Genomic DNA, 21,255 nt, shown 5'->3' with positions numbered 1-21,255 from the left:
TTAAAAAAAATACAGTCTTCACTTTATCTAATTTATTGGTAGTAAAACCCGAAAATTAGGGTATTAAAACCCTTTTATCCATTTTTGACGCAGCTATTAATCAAGGTCTTAAAAAACGTTGATACATTATATTAAAAATCCTTAACGTCATTGTTATTGTATTCTGTGAACGTACCTCTCCTCTCCCTCAAGGCAAGTTCAAATCACATTGTCATTACAATTTATAACTAATTACCAAAAATGAAACGGTTAATTGCCTTAGCTGCCCTTTTTGCTGCCTTATCTGGTCATTCACAAACCAAGGAGATAGACAGTATTGCTATCCAATTAGCGTATCAAAAACAGGATTCTTCTAAAGTAGACACTTCATTACGCCTTATTAAAGCGCTTTATAAAGCACAGGAGTATAAAAAAGCGCTCTTATATATTTCAGAGACAGAACAACTTTCATCATCTATAAATTATACTAAAGGAATTGCTGATTCCCATTATTACAGAGCGCTTATTTACAGTAATAAAAATGATTACTTCAACGCCATTGACCTTTTCAATAAATCCAAAAAATTATACACAGAGCTCAATGATACTTTAGGAATTGCCAAAGTGAGCAATAGCATTGGCTTATTAGAAATCCAAAGAGGAAATTATAATACGGGATTGGTAAATTCTTTATCTGCCATCAAAATATTTGAAGATCAAAACCTCTACGAAGACCTTAGTTTGGCCTACAACAATCTAGCTGAAGCTTATTTGAGCACCCATCAAATAGATAAATCTCTCGAATTTAATTTGAAGGCCTTGAACGTCAGAAGCCGTTTGCAAGACAGTTCTGGCATTAAATTGTCCACAAAAAATATTGCCTTGTTGTATTCAAAGCGCAAAGAACACCGAAAGGCGATTGAATATTACGAAGCTGTTTTAGAACTGATCAATCCTGAAACGGACGCCTCGCTCAGAGGTGAAATCTTACCGCGAATTGGGGAAGAGTATCTGAAGTTTAAAGACTATGACAAAGCTGCTCAATATCTTGTTGAAGGCTTAAAATTAAACAGAAAAACAAATGATCAAGAAGGTCTTTTAAGATCATTGAATTCTGCTGGACGTTTGAACCTTGAAAAAAGAAATACACGACTTGCCGAAAGCCAGATTTACGAAGCTTTTGAATTGACAAAAAAAGTAGACAATGCAGAAGAGCAATTAAAAAACTACAAATTACTGATGGCTTTGGACTCCACCAAGGGCAAATTTCAAAATGCTTACAAGTGGCAACGTGAATATTTTAGTTTAAAACAGCGTCTCCATTTTCTCAACCAGCCGCAACTTCCTATAAATACAGATTCTATTGAAGCCCTCATTCTCAACGATTCCAATGCTACCGCTGCTCTACCCACACCCCTTGACACATCAGTTATCAATACAGATCAAGTAAAGCAATTAAAACTTCTATCCTATGGTTTGGTTGTTGCCTTCGTTACCGTATTGACCTTTTTGCTTTTGATTTATCTGAAAAGAAAAAGCACCATTAAATACACGCAGGAACTTGAAGAAAAGAACATGCAGATTCAGCTTCAGAACGAAGCTATTATGGAACAGAAACTCCATCTCCAAGAAATCAATGATGTCAAAGATCGTTTGTTCAGCATTGTTTCACATGATTTAAAAGATTCCATCTCTTCCATCAAGGCATTTTTAGATTTACTCAAGGAGGACAGTATTAGCAAAGAAGAATTTGATGATCTGATACCAGAATTGAGTGAAAATGCGGATAATGCGTCCTTGTTATTATTCAATCTTTTGAATTGGTCTAAATCACAAATGCAGAATTTGGAACCAAATCCTGAACATTTCAATATCCAAGAAGTTTTTCATAGCAAAATCAGGTTGGTAGAACAAAAAATTGAGCAAAAACGCATTGTAGTGATTGATGAAACTCAACAAGATTTTATCTATGCGGATAGGAGCATGGTGGAAATTATTGTGCAAAACTTACTCACCAACGCTGTAAAATTTAGTCGCGTGGGAGATATTATAACCATTTCCAACAAAGACCTTAATGGAAAATCCTTGATCTGTGTAGAAGACACTGGTGTTGGAATTCCGAATGAAAACCTCAAAAGACTTTTTCAAAACAATAATTTTACAACCGTTGGTACCAAAAACGAAAAAGGGACGGGTTTAGGCTTGACGATTTGCAAAGAATTGGTAGAACTTAACCACGGACGAATTTGGGTAGAAAGCACTCAGAACGTTGGCACCAAATTCTACGTTGAACTTCCAAAAACTAAAACGGAAGATCATAACTAACGTGTGTTTATTGTTCCAAATTCAAACTTCAACAGTCGAAATTAGAAATTCATTAATGACATTGCAACTTTATTCTGCTTTGGGCAAAAACACTTCTGCCATCATACAACGCGCACTTCCACCCCCACAAGTTTCTATGGTCTCCAAATCACTAAATAAAGTTTCGCAATGCATAGAAATTTTTGCAATTTGCAGACTTGTTAAACTGTCATGCGCTGCTTTGCTCATCACTAAATAGCGTTTTTCATCTGCGCCCCTAACCTGTAACATGTTTCCTGCAAAATGGTGCATTTGGGCTTCAGTAATAGCGATAACTTCCTTTCCATCTTTTTTAAGGTGATCCACCACGTTTTTACGCTCTTTCTTATTGTCAATACTATCCAAACTGATGATTGCAAAAGTTTCTGCAATACACATCATGACGTTGGTATGGTATATTGGTAAACGTTGGTCATCTACCGTTTGATACGCTGTAAACACAACTGGGAAATAATCAAAATCTTCACAAAATTCTATAAACAACTCCTCATCCGCTCGTGCAGATAAAGCGCAGTATGCTTTTTTATTGACACGATCCATCAAGATACTTCCGGTGCCTTCCAAAAAGAAATGATCCTCTTCGGCGCTGGTATAGTCCATAATATCATTCAGCTCAAATCCTTCTTCCTCCAAACGATCAAGAAGGTCTTCACGTCGTTCCTTACGTCTGTTTTCTGCAAACATAGGATAGAGCGCTACGTCACCATTTTCATGAAAACTCACCCAGTTGTTCGGAAAAATAGAATCTGGTGTATCATTTACTTTATCATCATCTTCTACAATAACGTTCACCCCCACTGCTCTGAGTTTATCAACAAAAGTATCAAACTCAGACTGCGCCTTTTTATTAATTTCAGAGTTCTTAATATCTAGATCTTCCTGAAAATAATTATTAACAGCAGTCTGTTCGTTCATCCTAAAATTTACGGGACGAATCATTAATATTGTATTTGTAGTTTGATGCATATTGAAGTCAAATTTATGCCGGCAAATCTAGTTTAAATTGATTAAATTTGGAAGCTATTGTGCCATTATATCTGCATAGTTTTTAATTGATAATAACATCTAATGAAAACCTTTTTTTTCTCCCTTTTAATAAGTTTTTCTCTTATTGCCCAAAATAAGAATTCAACCCAAGATTTTTTGACGGTCTTTGAAAAGTCCAACGGACTTGAAACGGGCACCTATCACGAAGTGATTGCTTATTATCAACTTTTAGCCGACACCTTTCCACAAATCAATCTGGATAGCATAGGCATGACGGATTCCGGAAAACCTCTGCATGTAGTTACTTTTAATGCGGAAAAAGTTTTCGACTTTGAAACTATCAGAACCACAAAACAAATTATGCTGATCAACAACGGAATCCACCCAGGAGAGCCGGATGGCATTGATGCCACTATGCTTTTATTCAGAGATTTGGCACATGGCAAAATAACAATGCCAAAACACACGGTGTTGGTGACCATTCCCATTTACAATGTTGGTGGCAGCTTAATTAGAAATTCAACCACACGCACCAATCAGGATGGTCCTGAAGCATACGGGTTTAGAGGAAATGCGAGAAACTATGATTTAAACCGTGATTTTATTAAAGCGGACACCAAAAACGCACGGACTTTCAACCAAATATACCATTTGGTACAACCTGCCGTTTTTATTGACAACCATGTGAGCAATGGCGCGGATTACCAATATACCTTGACCCACCTGTTTACACAACACAATAAATTAGGTGGTGATTTAGGAAATTACCTTCACACAGAAATGATGCCGGGTCTGGAGCAAAAATTGGCCGCTAAAAAATGGGATATTACTCCATATGTCAATGTTTTTAATGAAGTTCCTGAAGCTGGCTTTAGTCAGTTCAATGACTCTCCGCGCTACTCCACAGGCTATACTTCACTTTTCAACACCTTAGGAATGATGGTGGAAACGCACATGCTCAAACCCTACAAACCTCGTGTGGAAGGGACTTATGAGCTGATGAAAGCCATGTTGGACATCATGGAAACTGATCATGAGAAAATAAAAAATCTACGCGCTAATGCCAACAAACAATTTTTAACTGCCAAAACTTATCCATTAAACTGGGCGGTGGACACTACAAAATCTTCGATTCTAAAATTCAAAGGTTATGAAGGACAGATGATTCCAAGTACTATTACCGGAGGCAATCGATTGAAATTTGATCGAAGCAAACCATTTACAAAAGAAGTTGCTTATCAAAATTATTTCAGACCAACTTCAGAAGTCTCTATACCAAAAGCCTACATTATTCCCCAAGGTTGGTGGAACGTCATTGATTTATTAAAATTAAATCACGTAGAAATGAAGATTTTAGAAAAAGACTCCACTATTTCAGTTGAAAGCTATAAAATTGATAGCTATCAAACCAGAAATCAAGCGTATGAAGGACATTATCAACACTACAACACCAATGTCATCTCCACAACGCAAGATATCTCCTTTAAAAAAGGTGATTATTATATTTTAACAGATCAGATAGCTTTTAGATATTTACTGGAAACCCTAGAGCCACAGGCTCCAGATTCATTTTTTAACTGGAATTTCTTCGATACTATCCTACAACAGAAAGAAGGTTTCTCGCCTTATGTCTGGGAAGATATGGCAGAAGACCTATTAATGAAAAATAACACATTAAAAAGAAAGTTCGAGGAGAAAAAGAGTGCGGAACCTGAATTTTCAAAAAACTGGTATGCCCAATTGGATTGGTTGCACAAACAAAGCCCCAATTATGAAAAAGCACATCTCCAGTATCCTATTTATAGAGTAAAATGAGTTTGAGAAGTAGCTATGGAAATAACCTATCTTAAATTTGGCGGTAAACATCTCTATCAAAAAATGTAGAAATTGGAAATAGAATCGGGTCAAACTAAGATCTTAATATTGGCATAAGAATTCTCCATGGCTTTCTTGATCTGTTTTGGATTCAGCCATTCTACTTTGGTGATACCCTCGTCTTCCTGAGGCTCCAATTTACCTTTATACGAAGAGGTCATTTCAAACCAATAGGTAATTTTTAATTGATGCCTGCCGTTGCGCTTAAATATATGATAGGTAGTTTCTAAGGGTCTGACAATTTTTAGACCGTTGACCTTAGTTTCTTCTTCGACTTCACGTAAAGAAGTCTCCTCAATACTCTCTTTACCTTCTATCTTTCCTTTTGGCAAATCCCATTTATCGTTTCTGTAGATAAAAAGGATCTCTCCTTTATCATTAAATACTTTACCACCGCCCGCAACCACATTCGGTAGTTTTTTTAGAAAGGATTTTAAAAGTTTCTCCTCATTTTTACCTATAAGATGAACACCTTCAATATTGGTAGCGTTAAGTTCTCGAATAACCTTTCCAATATTCACCGTACACATTAAATAGTTCTTAAAGTGCTTTTCCTTTTTGACTACTGTTGTCAAAATAATCGGCTTATCATTAACAAAAACTTTGTACATCTTTTCTTTAATAAAAGTGTGGAATCTGTAAAAATATGATTTTTTGATTGACAGAGAACTTTTTGAAAATTTTTTTTCAATAATTTTATAAATTTAAAATCTATAAAATTGTGTAATTTTGCATCATGATTTTCAATAAACAAACCGCTAAAAAAACCGCGGAACTGCTATTGCAGATTCACGCGATCAAACTACAGCCAAACAATCCCTTTACTTGGGCATCCGGCTGGAAATCTCCAATTTATTGTGACAACCGTATTGTTCTCTCCTATCCACCAATTCGAAATTTTGTGCGTGAAACGATGGCCAAGCATATTGAGCAAAAGTATGGCAAACCAGACGTAATTGCTGGTGTAGCTACTGGCGCCATAGGCATTGGTATATTAGTCGCTGAATATTTAGGATTGCCCTTTATTTATGTCAGACCTGAAGCTAAAGGGCATGGCCGCCAAAACCAAATTGAAGGTCACGTTGAAAAAGGGCAGAATGTTGTCGTCATTGAAGATTTGATCAGTACAGGCAAAAGCAGTCTTAATGCCGTCAAAGCTCTAGAAGAAGCCGGCGTAAACATTAAAGGAATGGTCGCTATTTTTTCTTACGGATTTGAAGTGGCAAATAATAATTTCAAAGAAGCCAATATCACCTTGGACACACTTAGCAATTATGATTGTCTCCTTGAACAAGCTTTGGACACCAAATACATAACCACTAAAGAACAGACTGTTTTAGCAGAATGGAATGCCAATCCAAGTGAATGGAATGCTTTTTGAACATTTTAATGCTTAAAAGTTGTTTAACCTTAAGTCGAGCAACTATAATAAACTTAAAGTCAAACAACAAAACAAGATACACTAATGAATTTAGAATCTCCAAAAGTAACCGTTGAAAAAAACCCTCAAGAAATTTTTGATTTCCTATCAGATATCAGGAATTTTGAGCAATTAATGCCTGATAACATCAGTAAATTTGAAGTCTTAGGTGATGACAAGTTTTTGTTCGCGTTAAAAGGAATGCCAGAAATTATATTAAAAAAGAAAGAAGCCATTGCGCCAAATAAAATTGTACTTGGTGCTGCCGGTGGAAAATTAGATTTTTCCTTAATTGGAGATATTCAAGAAACAGGCACCAATCAAAGCGATGTAAAATTGACTTTTGAAGGCGATTTCAACCCGATGATGGCAATGATGATTAAAGGACCGATCTCAAAATTTATCGAAACTTTGGTGAAAAACATGCCAAAATCAATTTAGTACATCAGAACGACTTCTTTAAAATCAAAAGTCTTGATGGCGTTGCCCTCTACTTTAACTAAAAGTCGTCCGATATCCGAAATACCCGTTATAAATCCTGAAAACAGTTCGCCTTCAGCACTTTTAAATGTTGAAGGCTTATTTTTTCTAAATAAGTGAGACTCATACTTCGATTTCAAAAGTTCAAATTGTTTGTTCTTTAAATAGTTAAATTGAATTTCAATTTGTTTTAAGAGGATATCAAGAACTTCATCTAAATTATAAATCCGTCCAGAAAGCAACAACAAAGAGGTAGCGGATGGCAAATCTGTAAAATCAGTTTGATTGACGTTTAAGCCAATTCCAATTACAGAACCAGAAATAACATTGCTTTTGATGACATTTTCAATCAAGACCCCAGCAATTTTTTTATTGTCTGACAAAATGTCGTTAGGCCATTTTACTGTAATCCCCTTTAAACCTAAGCTGCTCAGACCTTCATAAATAGCCAAAGATACCGCAATACTGATATAGAAATGCTGATTTACAGTCACAAAAGAAACCTCCTTAAACACGCTAAAGGTTAAGCTCTTAGCCTCTTGAGAGTCCCAAACAGTCCCCATTTGGCCTCTTCCTTGGGTTTGAAATTTAGCTGCAACGGTAAGGCCATCTTCAACACTACTCGTAGCGGCCAACTTCTTTAAGTAAGTGTTGGTAGAGTCAATGGCATCAAGTTTGATAATACGCATGTGCAAGCTTTAAACAATTTATAATTTTCTTATGAGATTTTAGGACTTAAAAGAACAAATAAAACAATAACTTTGCACAAATTTAAATTAAATTAATGGCGAAAGAAAATAACAACTCAGACGAATTGATTACCACTATTTTAGCTGGTATTGAAGACGTCAAAGGAAAAGAGATAAAAATACTTGATCTTCGAGAAATTGAGAACACAGTATGTGACTATTTCATTATTTGTGAAGGCAACTCAAACACACAAGTTAACGCCATTGTTAGCGCCGTTCAAAAGAAAGTCAGCAAAACACTTAAGGATCATCCTTGGCATGTTGAAGGCAGTGAGAACGCCGAGTGGGTTTTAATGGATTACGTTAATGTGGTAGTGCATGTATTTCAAAAGCACATTCGACAATACTATGATATTGAAAGCCTTTGGGGAGACGCAAAAACAACCGTTATAGAAACTAGTTACTAAAAAAATATTAATGTCAAAAGATAATAAAAACTTAAACAAAAAACCAAAGTTGAGTCCGTATTGGATTTACGGAATGGTGATTGCAGCCTTTTTTGCGGTGCAAATATTCTCTGGAGGTTTTGGTGGACAAGATGCTAAAAGCACCACCCCGTCGCAATTTTTCGAGTATTTGAAAAATGGCGATGTCTCTAAAGTAGAAATTGTAAACAATAGAGAAGCCAAAGTTTATTTAACTGAAGAAGCTTTAAAGACAGAAACCCATAAAGGGACGAAACCAAATAACATATTACCATCCGTTACGCCAAGTCCAAATTACAAATTTGAGTTTGGAGATTTGGCTCTTTTTCAAGAAGAGATAAGAAACATCATTAGCGAGAACAATCTTAACAACACTCAAGTTACTTTTGAAACTGAGCACAATGTTTGGGGAGATTTCCTTTTAGGCTTGTTGCCCTTTGTATTAATTATAGGCGTTTGGATATTTATCATGAGACGTATGTCAGGTGGCGCTGGGGGTGGTGCTGGTGGACAGATATTCAATATCGGAAAGTCGAAAGCAAAATTGTTTGATGAAAACACAGACGTTAAGACGTCTTTTAAAGATGTTGCAGGTTTGGAAGGCGCCAAGGAAGAAGTCCAAGAGATTGTAGACTTCTTGAAAACACCTGAAAAATACACCTCCTTAGGTGGTAAAATTCCTAAAGGAGCATTGCTAGTTGGACCTCCAGGAACAGGTAAAACCTTATTGGCAAAAGCTGTTGCTGGTGAAGCCAAGGTTCCTTTCTTCTCTTTATCTGGTTCAGATTTTGTAGAGATGTTTGTGGGTGTTGGCGCATCAAGAGTTAGAGATTTGTTCAAACAAGCTAAAGAAAAATCGCCATCTATTATCTTTATTGATGAGATTGATGCCATAGGTCGTGCGAGAGGTAAAAATGCCATGTCAGGTTCTAATGATGAACGTGAAAACACATTAAATCAATTACTGACAGAAATGGACGGTTTTGGGACCAACACCAACGTTATTGTCATTGCCGCTACTAACAGAGCTGATATCTTAGATAAAGCGCTAATGCGTGCTGGTCGATTTGACAGACAGATTTTTGTTGACCTTCCTGACATTGTTGAGCGTAAAGAGATTTTTGAGGTTCATTTAAGACCAATCAAAAAAGCTGAAGATTTAGACATTGATTTTCTGGCCAGACAAACCCCTGGGTTCTCTGGTGCAGACATTGCAAATGTATGTAATGAAGCCGCATTGATTGCTGCTCGTAAAGGTAAAAAAGCAGTCAATAAGCAAGATTTCTTGGACGCTGTAGACCGAATTATTGGAGGTCTTGAGAAAAAGAATAAAATTATTACTGTAGATGAAAAACGCGCTGTGGCGTTCCATGAAGCTGGTCATGCTACAATAAGCTGGATGCTCGAGCATGCTGCGCCTTTAGTCAAGGTGACCATTGTGCCAAGAGGACGATCTTTAGGAGCTGCTTGGTACTTACCAGAAGAACGTCTTATAGTAAGAACAGAGCAAATGCTGGATGAAATGTGTGCTGCCCTTGGTGGTCGAGCCGCTGAGAAGGTGATTTTTGATAAAATATCCACAGGTGCTTTAAGCGATTTGGAAAAAGTAACCAAACAAGCGCGTGCCATGGTCACTGTTTATGGTCTGAGTGAAAAAGTTGGGAATTTGACCTATTATGATTCCTCAGGACAATCTGAATACGGATTTACAAAACCATATAGTGAGAAAACGTCTGAACTGATTGATGAAGAGATTTCTGTTATCATAGAAGAACAATATGCCCGTGCCATAAGAATTCTTGAAGAGAACAAGGATAAATTAACTGAATTAGCAGAAGAACTACTCGAAAAAGAAGTCATTTTTAAAGACAACCTCGAACGCATTTTTGGGAAGCGACTATTTGATAAAGACGTCTTGGAACGTTCAAAGAACGATAAACAACCAGACCCTGAAATTGAAGTCATCGAAGCACCAGTTGAAGAGGTGAAAAAAGATGAGTCGTTAAAATAAATTCGAATTTCAAAATTCATATAAAAAACTTAAATTAATCATATGTTAATTTAAGTTTTTTTATATTTGATGAAATCATTAGTAAAATCAGGTTAATAGCACCGTTACATGAGTCTATTTCGTAAAATTTTCGGCTTAAAAAGTAAGCCAGAAGATACCATAAAAAGCGAAGAGAGAGGCAAATACATGCCTGAAATCAAGCTACCTATTGACGAAAAATTTACTATAAATTTTAAAGCTAATGGAGGTAAGTTTCTGTATTGTGAAAACATGGAAGAAATTTACAGAACCTTAAAGCATATTCTTGAAGAAAACCATTGGGAAGACAAGAATGTCTTTCTGCTCGATTCTAGACTTAAAGAATTATTTAAAGACTTTGACCTGAAAACCACGAGAGCCTCTTCTGAAAGCGAATACTTTCTGTCTACTTGCGAATATTTAATAGCAGATGATGGCTCACTATTGATCTCCTCAAACCAAATTGCTGAAAAAAAGCTACGAGAACTCCCTCCAAATTTCGTGATCTACGCCACAACCAGCCAATTTGTCGAAAACATTGGTGAGGGTCTAAGAGGCATCAAAAACAAGAACAAAGAGAGAATTCCAACCAATATTACTACCATCAAACATTTCAAGGCTTTAGAAGATAAAGACTTTCTTACATATGGAAGTAGCTCAAAAAACCTATATTTGCTGCTACTTGAAGATTTATAATGAATCCCTTATTTTAATCGATGTTCAGAAGTTTATTTAAAAGATATCATCTGTCATTAGAAATAACCGCAAACACGGATGAAAGAATTTAGCACAAGAGCCATTTCTGGGGCTATCTATATATCATTGCTGATATTATCCATTTATTGGCGATATATGCTGGTCATCCTTTTCTTTGTGTTTGGGCTTATCTGTATGGCAGAATTCAAAAAGCTCATCCAATTAAAAAGTAAAGCGCCTTATATCGTTTTTACAATCATGTATCTTGGTTTTAGTATTTGGTGCCTTATCCCTGAAACCGATTTAGGGTTTAATGAAACCGTAAAAATCCTCCAGGTTTTAACAATTTTCGTACAACTTTTCTTAATCAAGGATTTGTTTTCTGAAAAAACAATTCCATTATTTGAATCCAAACGATTTATACTTACCACGTTCTATCTTACCAGTGCCTTTATCTTTTTAATATTGATTGCCAATAATAATAAAGAGTTTACACCATTGTTATTGCTTGGCGTGTTTATATTAATTTGGGTCAATGACACGGGGGCTTATCTGATTGGGAAAAATTTTGGGAAGCAAAAGCTCTTTCCAAGCATCTCACCTAAGAAAACCGTTGAAGGATTTATGGGTGGTTTATTTTTTGCCTGTGTCGCCAGTTATTTTATTGCTACATTTACAGGAACTTTAAGTTTTACAAATTGGCTTATCCTGAGCGTCATCGCAAGTGTTTTTGGCACGCTGGGAGACTTGATAGAGTCTAAGTTTAAAAGACAGGCTGGAGTAAAAGACAGTGGCGTAATCATGCCGGGGCATGGTGGCTTGTTAGATCGGTTAGATAGTATTATTTTTGCTGCTCCATTTTTATATTTATTTTTAAGATTATTATCCTAAGATTGTCCGTATATGTTTCATAAAGAAGGCCATAAAATAGTAATGTTTTCTATTGCAATAGTTGTAATAGCCATCATGACTATTGATTATTTTGTAGCATTAGCATGGCTAAGAACCACTTTAATGCTTGTTGTTTTAGCATTTTTCATCATTATTCTTCAATTTTTCAGAAATCCAAAACGCATTGGAACACTTCATGACCATCATGCACTTTCTCCGGTTGATGGGAAGGTTGTAGTCATTGAAGAGGTTTTTGAAAAAGAATATTTTAAAGACAAACGCATTCAGGTGTCGGTATTTATGTCGCCCATCAATGTTCATGTTACGCGTTACCCTATTGGCGGAAAAGTGATTTTTAGTAAATACCATCCAGGTAAATACTTGGTGGCATGGCATCCAAAGGCCAGTGAAGAAAACGAGCGCACCACAGTTGTGGTTGAAAATAAAACTTTTGGAAAGGTTTTATATCGTCAAATTGCGGGAGCTTTAGCAAAACGAATCGTTAATTATGCTCAAGTAGACAATGAGATTCAACAAGGGGCAGATTCAGGATTTATAAAATTTGGGTCGAGAGTAGATTTATTTCTACCTTTAGATGCCGATATTAAAGTGACGCTCAATCAAAAAGTTAAAGGTGGTGTGAGTATTATTGCTGAAACAAAATGACTTCAGATAACTTAGATATTGAATTTTACGAGGCTGTAGAACGCATTAACAGTTACACGGAGCCTTTTCCTGCCGATTTGTTGCTTAGGCTCTACGCCTATTACAAAAAGGCGACTAACAACTACAAGAGTCCCAAAGGAAAGAAACCTATTATAACTGCGTTCAAGACGAACGCTCTCTTTCAAGTAAAAAGTGTTACACCAGACGAGGCCAAACGCATCTATATTGATTTGGTCAATAATTATTTTCTGTACGGGAAATAATTTTCAAGTTCAAAGTCTAAATTTTAAACTTTTCTAACTCTATGCTCTAAACTCTGAACATTAAGCCCACATGCATTTCACACCTTATATCTCAATTAATCCCTGATCAAAGGCATTGTACTACAGCGTAATAAGCCTTCCTGCTTTGCTATTTCGGCGTAAGGCACTTCTTCTACGGTAAAACCATGATCACGCAGCCAAGTATTTAAACGTGTGAAATTCTGTTCTGAAATAACCACGTTTTCCGAAATAGAGAATACGTTACTATTCATATGGTACATTTCTTCGCGTGTGATGTGGAACAAATTCTCTTTTCCAAATAAGTCTACGAGGTACATATAATCACTTTCTTCCCGGAACCCACTTTTATAAATGATCCCCTTATCTTTTCCTACGGGTTGAAAACAACAATCAAGGTGCAACGCATTATCTCTCGGTTCAATTCTAGATTTTACCAGATCAAATTCTTTGACTATTTTATTCGGAAACAATTCCCTTATATAATTGACGCCTTCTAAATTGGTCCTGGCTGTAATATAATCACTATAATCACTTCCCTTATAAGTACCTATAAAGATATAATCCTTCCATAGCATAACGTCACCACCCTCAATATGTACTTCCTTGGGCGGACGAATGACTTTTTCTGGGTCAATTTGATCTATAACACATTTAATAGCATCTAACTCCTTTTCTCTATCGGGAAGAATGTTGGCCTTAATAAAGACATCATCAATAACAAAAGCAATATCTCGAGCAAAAATCTGATTATAGTCCTTGACTTGATCTGGGCGAAAAACCTTGACATCATACTTCTCAAGAATTTTGGCTACTGCCTCCATTTCCAGCACCATATCTTCTTCTATCGGATAAGTTCCGGCTTTGATATGCTCTAAGGATTTTGGATCATAAGCGTTTTCTATTTTAGGAGTTGGTCCATTACTAATGGCGGCACCTAGGACAACGGCCCTTAGCCTTGATGTTTCGTTATTAATATTCAGTTTTAGCATGTTATAATGTATAAAAAAAGCTTCATCTTAAAAAATGAAGCCCTTTTGTATTAATCTATCTCGTTTAACGCTTTTCAATAGTTTTAAATGGCCTTAAAGTTTCACCAACATAAATCTGTCTTGGTCTACCTATTGGTTCCTTATTCAATCTCATTTCTCTCCATTGGGCAATCCAACCAGGTAAGCGACCCAATGCAAACATTACGGTGAACATATCTGTAGGTATTCCCATGGCTCTATAAATAATTCCAGAATAGAAATCAACATTAGGATATAGCTTGCGATCCACAAAGTATGGGTCCTGTAACGCCTCTTTTTCTAAAGCTTTGGCAATCTCAAGGATTTTATCTTCCACACCCAAATCATTCAACACTTCATCCGCCGCTTTTTTAATGATTTTTGCTCTAGGGTCAAAGTTTTTGTAAACTCTATGTCCAAAGCCCATCAAACGGAAAGGATCTGCCTTGTCTTTGGCTTTTGCCATATATTTATCAGTATCACCACCATCAGCATTGATTCCTTCCAACATTTCCAATACTGCTTGATTGGCACCACCGTGAAGTGGTCCCCAAAGTGCAGAAATACCTGTAGAAAGCGAAGCAAACAAACCAACGTGGGATGACCCAGCTATTCTTACAGTAGATGTTGAACAGTTTTGCTCATGGTCAGCATGAAGAATCAATAGTTTATCCAAAGCATTCAATACAATGGGATTCATTTTATAGTCTTCATTGGGTTGTTTGAACATCATTTTAAGAATGTTCTCAACATAACCTAAGTTTTTATCACCATAATCAAACGGTAATCCGTGTTTTTTTCTGAAGGTCCATGCCACAAGTACAGGAAATTTACCCAGGATTTTAACAATGGCTTTGTACATATCCTCTTCAGAATCCACATTGACAGAAGAAGGATTAAAAGCTGTTAAAGCAGAAGTCAACGATGCAACAACACCCATTGGATGTGCTGATTTAGGAAAGGCATCAACTATTTTGCGAATATCTTCATCAACTACGGATTGCGCTTTGATATCTGAATGAAATTTAGTCAATTGCTCTTTCGTTGGCAATTCACCAAAAATTAACAAGAAAGCTACTTCAAGAAAATCTGCTTTTTCAGCTAATTCCTCAATCGAATACCCACGATATCTTAAAATTCCTTTTTCACCATCCAAAAAAGTTATGGCACTTTCACAAGACCCCGTGTTTTTATAACCTTGATCAAGTGTAATGACACTATCTGTGGTGCTTCTTAAATTGCTAATATCAATGGCAACCTCGTTCTCGGTTCCCACAATAAGAGGAAATTCATATTTTTTTTCGTTTATTTCTAGCGTAGCAGTTTTTGACATATCTTTAGTAAATTTTTATTTTGAATTTTGTATCTGAAAAAGATGTTACGAATTTACAAAATATATGATTACTAATGAAGTAAGTTTACAATGGTTTTAACAATTTTGGTATTAATAAAATCGATATAGAATAAGCCGTCTAATCTCTAATATTTACGGTAAAATTGTAAAAAGATTTTCTATAAAAAATCCAATCAATGAACATACCATTTTTAACAGTACTTTTATTCCTTCTCACCACTCTCGCTAGCGCACAAGTAATTAATATAGAAAGCTTTAGAAAGTCTACTGACTCCATAAGTTGGACAGGGGCTGCCGGTCTGGACTTCAGCATTATAAAAAATAAAAACTCGCTTTTTAGAATTGGCACTAAGGCCCATGTCCAGTATAAAAACGAGTTTGAATTATGGCTTATTGTAAATGAAATAAATTTTCAAAAAGTAGCAGGTAGCTCTTTTGTCAATAAAGGGATTCAACATCTTAGGTACAACTATAGAATTACTCCGAAAATTAAAATGGAAGGTTTTGTGCAGGTGCAATATGATGCTATTTCTGAAATTGACTACAGAGGTCTTATCGGTTTAGGACCACGCTTTAAACTTAATTCCAATGATGATTACCGCTTTTATCTTGGAACTTTAGTCATGATCGAACACGAAAAAGCATCTCCAATCGTGGAAGACCGAATTCAAAAAGATATCCGTGGAAGTGTTTATTTTTCATTAAGTATGTATCCCACAGATAATCTTTCTATCATAAGTACTTCCTATTATCAACCAAGTTTTGAGCTCCTCAAAGATTTTAGATTTTCAAACGAGAGCTCTCTCTTGCTAAAGATTTACGAATCATTAGCGTTAAAAACGACATTCACCTATAATTTTGATGCTTTCCCAATTGAGGGCATCCCAAAAACCCAGTACGAATTAACAAATGGACTTCTCTATATTTTCTAAAAATTTGGATTTGATTTGTAGAATTTCTTCAGGTGTTCAAATAACTTGAAGATTTTTCCATTATGTAAATTCTGAGATTGCTCCCATAATTTTGGATGCATGCGCTCCATTTTTTTTAAAATCTTATAGTTACTTAACTCTGCATTCTTAATGCAACTCCATTTCCCCACTATTTTAAAGCCATGGACTATATTTAAATGAACAATTTGGCCTAATTACATCGGAGAATTCCCGATGTCCGTAATTTTTTGAGGAATTCATATTTTTAATCCATCGATATAAGGTCATTCGCAACTTCAAGCCTATAGGCATCATTACCAAGTTTTTATTTGTATTGTCTAGTTCTCTCAATCCATTCATCAACAGTGTTCTAAGGCATCACCAACTATTATAGTCATATCTTGATTTTTAAGAAAAATTACCGTTCCCAAGGCAATGACAGAAACATTGATAATGCCAAATTCGGTAGTCATTGCATCAGTTAATTGGTGATTTGCTAAATTTAAGGACTTATGTTAAGCTCGAGAAACGAGTATACTTGAATTTTCATAAATATTATGGCACAAGATCGGCAGTGCTGAGAAACGGGAATTGGTAGTGTGTATTAGTTCTATATTTATTGATATAAAAACAAAAAACCCAGACTAGATCGCCTGGGTTCTAAAATAATTATACGTTTTTGATCTTACTTTTTAATCTTAAATGCATTTTCCTTAGGAAAATAAGCAACATTTTCAAGTTCTTCCTCAATACGCAGTAATTGATTGTATTTAGACATACGATCACTACGCGATGCTGAACCTGTTTTGATTTGTCCACAATTTAAAGCCACGGCTAAATCAGCAATGGTATGATCTTCAGTTTCGCCGGAACGGTGAGACATTACCGAAGTGTAACCCGCATTATGGGCCATATTTACAGCAGCAATAGTTTCTGTTAACGTACCAATTTGATTAACTTTAATAAGGATGGAATTGGCAATCCCATTATCAATACCTTTTGATAAACGCTCAACATTGGTCACAAATAAATCGTCGCCCACCAGTTGTACAGTCTTACCAATTTTTTCGGTCAGATACTTCCAGCCTTCCCAATCGTTTTCGTCCATACCATCCTCAATAGAGATAATTGGGTATTTAGACGCTAATTCTGCTAAGTAATCAGCTTGTTCCGTACTTGTTCTTACTTTCCCAGAATCACCTTCATACTTACTATAGTCATATTTGCCATCCACATAAAATTCTGCAGCAGCACAATCTAAAGCAATCATTACATCGTCACCCAAATTATATCCTGCTTTGTTAACTGCCGTTTTAATGGTATCCAAAGCATCCTCAGTACCACCCGCTAGATTTGGTGCAAAACCACCTTCATCGCCTACCGCAGTACTCAACCCTCTGTCATGTAAAACATTTTTGAGATTATGGAAAATCTCAGTTCCCATTTGCATGGCATGCGTAAAGTTATTCGCTTTTACAGGAATAATCATAAACTCTTGAAATGCAATAGGCGCATCTGAATGAGAGCCACCGTTGATGATGTTCATCATTGGTACTGGCAAAGTATTGGCAGACACCCCACCAACATATCTATATAAAGGCATGCCTAACTCTCCTGCTGCAGCTTTAGCAACTGCTAGAGAAACGCCGAGAATCGCATTGGCACCCAATTTCGATTTGTTTTTGGTACCATCCAGATCAATCATCATTTGATCCACTTTGTTCTGTTCAAAAACTGAGGTTCCCAAGAGTTCTTGAGCAATGATTTCATTGACATTTTCTACGGCTTTAAGAACGCCTTTGCCCATATAAGCCTTTCCGCCGTCTCTAAGTTCTACAGCCTCATGTTCGCCCGTAGAGGCTCCTGAAGGCACCGCAGCACGCCCCATGATTCCGTTTTCTGTAACGACATCTACTTCAACTGTTGGATTACCTCGTGAATCAAAAATTTGTCTTGCATGAATGTTGATGATGATACTCATTGTTATATTTTTTTATTATTATTTATTCTTGTTTTTATCTCAAAAGATACCGAAAGCCCGCAAACCCAAAGCATCTCCATTCTCGCTAATTTACGAAATACTTCACCCAAATTCTCATGTAGACTTGAGAATTGCATATTAAATCAGCGATAATGATTGCGCTATAAGAAAACCTCAAAAAATCAACTGAATTTTTGAGGTTTTTATACTATTTTGTTTTGATGTTTTCTATAAACTCGTCAAATAAGTATGACGCGTCATGCGGTCCCGGACTAGCTTCAGGATGGTATTGTACGGAAAAGCAGTTCTTTGATTTCATGCGCATTCCTGCAACAGTATGATCATTTAAATGGGTGTGCGTAATTTCAAAATCTGGATGTTGTTCCGTTTCTTCCTTATTAATCGCAAAACCATGATTTTGTGAGGTAATTTCTCCTTTGCCTGTAATCAGATTTTTGACAGGATGATTGATTCCGCGATGTCCATTATGCATTTTATAAGTTGAAATACCATTAGCCAAACCAATTACTTGGTGACCTAGGCAGATACCGAATAACGGAAGGTCGCGCTTCAATATTTCATTAGCCAAGGTAATGGCACCCTTTAGCGGTTTTGGATCTCCTGGTCCGTTGGACAGAAAAAACCCGGCCGGTTTAAATGCATTCATTTTTTCAAATGTAGCATTGTACGGAAATACTTTCACATACGCATCTCGTTTAACGAAATTACGTAGTATGTTTCTTTTGATTCCTAAATCGAGTGCAGCAATGCGATAAGTCGCATTTTCATCGCCAACATAATAAGCTTCTTTTGTACTGACTTTTGATGCCAGTTCCAAGCCTTCCATATCAGGAATTTCGGCCAACTGCTTTTTTAGACCTTCTATGTTGTCCACTTCTGTAGAAATGACCGCATTCATAGCACCATTTGTTCGAATGTAAGTCACTAATGATCGTGTATCAACATCTGAAATAGCCAATAAATTATGTTTCTCAAAAAACTCTTCAAGAGAACCATCAGCGGCCGGTCTTGAATAGTTGAAACTAAAGTTCTTACAAATTAGACCTGCAATCTTTATGTCGTCAGATTCCACTTCTTCAGTTAGGGTCCCATAGTTTCCAATATGTGCATTGGTGGCAACCATCAGTTGTCCATAATAAGATGGGTCCGTAAATATCTCTTGATAGCCCGTGGTGCCAGTATTAAAACAAACTTCCCCAAAGGCCGAGCCTTGTTTACCTATTGATTTACCATGGAAAATCGTGCCATCTGCTAGCAGAATGATGGCGTTGTGTCTTTTAGTATATTTCACAATAAAAAAATTACTTGTTTAATTATTTTAGATCTACAAGGTTTAAGAACCTTAAAGATCAACTTAAAGTATCGCAAAATTGCATAAAAAAAAGGATAAACTAAAATGTTTACCCTTTTTGTATTTAAGAAATTAATCTCATTTATTCTTCTTCTCCACTTTTATCTTCAGCTTTAGCTGGAGCTTCTGGTGCCTTTTTCGTTTTAGTTTCTGCAACTGGTGCAGTTACTGCAGCATCATCTGATTTCTTAGAACGACCTCTACGGGTTGTTTTCTTCTTAGGTTGCTTCTCTGCATTATAGATTTCGTTGAAATCTACCAATTCAATCATTGCCATATCAGCGTTATCACCTAAACGATTCCCCAATTTGATGATACGTGTGTATCCTCCCGGTCGATCGCCAACTTTTGGTGCAACATCTCTGAACAATTCTGCTACCGCTTCTTTTTGTCTAATTCTGCTATACACAATACGTCTGTTATGTGTGGTATCTTCTTTAGACTTTGTAATCATTGGTTCTACAAATTGCTTTAAAGCTTTTGCTTTTGCTACTGTAGTATTGATTCGCTTGTGCTGAATCAATGAACACGCCATATTAGCCAACATTGATTTTCTGTGTGCGGTTTGACGACTTAAATGATTTACTTTTTTTCCGTGTCTCATGACATTTTTGTTATCATCATCTTGCTACAATATCCGTTCGTCGGAGAGCAAACTATGATGGGTTATTTATTAATTTTTGATTTAGGAGTTACAATTTGGATTTACGATTTCGCTATTCAAAAATCGCAAATCTAAAATCGTAATTCTACTAGTCTTTATCTAATTTATATTTGCTCAAATCCATTCCGAAATTTAAACCTTTAACGTTCACTAGTTCTTCTAGCTCAGTCAACGATTTTTTACCGAAGTTTCTGAATTTCATCAAATCATTCTTGTTGAAAGATACCAAGTCTCCTAAGGTATCAACTTCAGCAGCTTTCAAACAGTTCAGTGCACGTACAGAAAGATCCATATCAACCAATTTGGTTTTCAAAAGCTGTCTCATGTGAAGAGACTCTTCGTCATACGTTTCCGTTTGCGCTATTTCGTCAGCTTCTAAAGTAATACGCTCATCAGAGAATAACATGAAGTGGTGGATTAAAATCTTAGCCGCTTCAGTTAACGCATCTTTAGGGTTAATGGAACCATCAGTTATGATTTCAAAAATTAATTTTTCATAATCTGTTTTTTGCTCAACACGGAAGTTTTCAACTGCGTATTTTACATTTCGAATTGGCGTGTAGATTGAATCCGTAAAGATGGTTCCAATTGGTGCAGAAGCTTTCTTGTTCTCTTCAGCAGGAACATATCCTCTACCTTTTTCAATAGTCAACTCCAGATTGATGCTCACTTTTGAGTCTAAATTACAGATGACCAAATCTTTGTTCAGAACTTGAAATCCTGAAATGAATTTTTGGAAATCACCAGCAGTAATTTGATCTTGTCCTGAAATAGAAATGGTAACGGTTTCGTTATCAATTTCATCAATCTGACGCTTAAAGTTAACTTGCTTTAAGTTCAAAATAATTTCAGTAACATCTTCAACTACACCTGCAATTGTAGAAAACTCGTGATCAACACCTTCAATTCGAACAGAAGTAATTGCAAATCCTTCCAAAGAAGATAACAAAACTCTTCTTAAAGCATTACCTACTGTCAATCCATAGCCTGGCTCTAAAGGTCTAAATTCAAACTTCCCTTCAAAAGGAGTTGAATCAATCATAATGACTTTGTCGGGCTTTTGAAAATTTAATATTGCCATATTAGTTTTGTATCAGTTA

20 protein-coding genes are annotated in these 21,255 nt (G+C 36.1%); 11 read left to right on the top strand and 9 right to left on the bottom strand.

The features are described from left to right. Window positions 1-240: 240 nt before the first annotated feature. Window positions 241-2,304, top strand: a complete 2,064-nt coding sequence (locus G525_RS0110110) for a tetratricopeptide repeat-containing sensor histidine kinase (protein WP_027126075.1) — start codon at window positions 241-243, stop codon at window positions 2,302-2,304. 69 nt (window positions 2,305-2,373) lie between these two features. On the opposite strand, the gene ctlX is transcribed toward G525_RS0110110, so the two are convergent. Continuing rightward, the gene (gene ctlX / locus G525_RS0110105) at window positions 2,374-3,309 is read right to left on the bottom strand and encodes a citrulline utilization hydrolase CtlX (protein ID WP_027126074.1); all 936 of its coding nucleotides are present in this window, start codon (window positions 3,307-3,309) and stop codon (window positions 2,374-2,376) included. A 102-nt stretch (window positions 3,310-3,411) separates the two neighbouring features. Between ctlX and G525_RS0110100 the strand changes: the two genes are divergently transcribed. Beyond that, a complete protein-coding gene (locus tag G525_RS0110100) occupies window positions 3,412-5,145 on the top strand; it encodes a M14 family metallopeptidase (RefSeq protein WP_027126073.1) in 1,734 nt (577 codons plus the stop codon). 89 nt (window positions 5,146-5,234) lie between these two features. Here the strand turns inward: G525_RS0110100 and G525_RS0110095 are convergent, their stop codons facing one another. Next, entirely contained in the window at window positions 5,235-5,816 is a 582-nt protein-coding gene (locus tag G525_RS0110095; protein WP_027126072.1) for an NUDIX hydrolase, read from the bottom strand. A gap of 125 nt (window positions 5,817-5,941) precedes the next feature. On the opposite strand from G525_RS0110095, the gene pyrE reads away from it, so the two are divergent. Both pyrE and G525_RS0110085 read left to right on the top strand, forming a co-directional pair. Then, a complete protein-coding gene (gene pyrE, locus G525_RS0110090) occupies window positions 5,942-6,586 on the top strand; it encodes an orotate phosphoribosyltransferase (RefSeq protein ID WP_027126071.1) in 645 nt (214 codons plus the stop codon). Window positions 6,587-6,670: 84 nt separating this feature from the next. After that, a complete protein-coding gene (locus G525_RS0110085) occupies window positions 6,671-7,066 on the top strand; it encodes an SRPBCC family protein (RefSeq protein ID WP_027126070.1) in 396 nt (131 codons plus the stop codon). On the opposite strand, the gene G525_RS0110080 is transcribed toward G525_RS0110085, so the two are convergent. Beyond that, window positions 7,063-7,794 (bottom strand): biotin--[acetyl-CoA-carboxylase] ligase, encoded by a 732-nt coding sequence (locus G525_RS0110080; protein ID WP_027126069.1) that lies wholly within the window; start codon window positions 7,792-7,794, stop codon window positions 7,063-7,065. The genes G525_RS0110085 and G525_RS0110080 overlap by 4 nt on opposite strands. Before the next feature lie 95 nt (window positions 7,795-7,889). Between G525_RS0110080 and rsfS the strand changes: the two genes are divergently transcribed. From rsfS to G525_RS0110050, 6 genes are all read left to right on the top strand, one after another. Beyond that, window positions 7,890-8,261: a ribosome silencing factor gene (rsfS, locus tag G525_RS0110075; RefSeq protein WP_027126068.1), complete on the top strand. Its 372-nt coding sequence runs from the start codon at window positions 7,890-7,892 to the stop codon at window positions 8,259-8,261. A 10-nt stretch (window positions 8,262-8,271) separates the two neighbouring features. After that, window positions 8,272-10,290 (top strand): ATP-dependent zinc metalloprotease FtsH, encoded by a 2,019-nt coding sequence (ftsH, locus tag G525_RS0110070; protein WP_027126067.1) that lies wholly within the window; start codon window positions 8,272-8,274, stop codon window positions 10,288-10,290. A 108-nt stretch (window positions 10,291-10,398) separates the two neighbouring features. Next, the gene (locus tag G525_RS0110065; RefSeq protein WP_027126066.1) at window positions 10,399-11,004 is read left to right on the top strand and encodes an LUD domain-containing protein; all 606 of its coding nucleotides are present in this window, start codon (window positions 10,399-10,401) and stop codon (window positions 11,002-11,004) included. A 78-nt stretch (window positions 11,005-11,082) separates the two neighbouring features. Continuing rightward, complete coding sequence (locus G525_RS0110060; protein ID WP_027126065.1) at window positions 11,083-11,895, top strand: phosphatidate cytidylyltransferase; 813 nt, start codon at window positions 11,083-11,085, stop codon at window positions 11,893-11,895. Between the two features lie 12 nt (window positions 11,896-11,907). Then, on the top strand, window positions 11,908-12,561 hold the full coding sequence (locus G525_RS0110055) for a phosphatidylserine decarboxylase family protein (RefSeq protein ID WP_027126064.1): 654 nt from the start codon (window positions 11,908-11,910) through the stop codon (window positions 12,559-12,561). After that, complete coding sequence (locus G525_RS0110050; RefSeq protein WP_027126063.1) at window positions 12,558-12,824, top strand: acyl-CoA-binding protein; 267 nt, start codon at window positions 12,558-12,560, stop codon at window positions 12,822-12,824. Before G525_RS0110055 ends, G525_RS0110050 begins: the two co-directional genes overlap by 4 nt. A gap of 95 nt (window positions 12,825-12,919) precedes the next feature. Here G525_RS0110050 and G525_RS0110045 read toward each other — a convergent pair whose 3' ends face one another. Beyond that, entirely contained in the window at window positions 12,920-13,834 is a 915-nt protein-coding gene (locus tag G525_RS0110045; RefSeq protein WP_027126062.1) for a dimethylarginine dimethylaminohydrolase family protein, read from the bottom strand. A gap of 64 nt (window positions 13,835-13,898) precedes the next feature. Further along, window positions 13,899-15,185, bottom strand: a complete 1,287-nt coding sequence (locus tag G525_RS0110040; protein ID WP_027126061.1) for a citrate synthase — start codon at window positions 15,183-15,185, stop codon at window positions 13,899-13,901. Between the two features lie 197 nt (window positions 15,186-15,382). Here G525_RS0110040 and G525_RS0110035 point away from each other — a divergent pair, with 197 nt between their 5' ends. Next, complete coding sequence (locus tag G525_RS0110035) at window positions 15,383-16,138, top strand: DUF481 domain-containing protein (RefSeq protein ID WP_027126060.1); 756 nt, start codon at window positions 15,383-15,385, stop codon at window positions 16,136-16,138. Between the two features lie 685 nt (window positions 16,139-16,823). On the opposite strand, the gene eno is transcribed toward G525_RS0110035, so the two are convergent. The 4 genes from eno to G525_RS0110005 form a co-directional block, all read right to left on the bottom strand. Then, complete coding sequence (gene eno, locus G525_RS0110020; protein ID WP_027126059.1) at window positions 16,824-18,119, bottom strand: phosphopyruvate hydratase; 1,296 nt, start codon at window positions 18,117-18,119, stop codon at window positions 16,824-16,826. 208 nt (window positions 18,120-18,327) lie between these two features. Next, on the bottom strand, window positions 18,328-19,431 hold the full coding sequence (gene carA, locus G525_RS0110015; RefSeq protein WP_027126058.1) for a glutamine-hydrolyzing carbamoyl-phosphate synthase small subunit: 1,104 nt from the start codon (window positions 19,429-19,431) through the stop codon (window positions 18,328-18,330). A 142-nt stretch (window positions 19,432-19,573) separates the two neighbouring features. Further along, window positions 19,574-20,095: a 50S ribosomal protein L17 gene (gene rplQ, locus G525_RS0110010; RefSeq protein ID WP_027126057.1), complete on the bottom strand. Its 522-nt coding sequence runs from the start codon at window positions 20,093-20,095 to the stop codon at window positions 19,574-19,576. A gap of 148 nt (window positions 20,096-20,243) precedes the next feature. After that, the gene (locus G525_RS0110005; RefSeq protein WP_027126056.1) at window positions 20,244-21,236 is read right to left on the bottom strand and encodes a DNA-directed RNA polymerase subunit alpha; all 993 of its coding nucleotides are present in this window, start codon (window positions 21,234-21,236) and stop codon (window positions 20,244-20,246) included. Between the last annotated feature and the right edge of the window lie 19 nt (window positions 21,237-21,255).

The sequence above is a fragment of the Gelidibacter mesophilus DSM 14095 genome (assembly GCF_000423005.1).
GTDB lineage: Bacteria > Bacteroidota > Bacteroidia > Flavobacteriales > Flavobacteriaceae > Gelidibacter > Gelidibacter mesophilus.
This window is presented reverse-complemented; position numbering and strand designations above follow the sequence as displayed.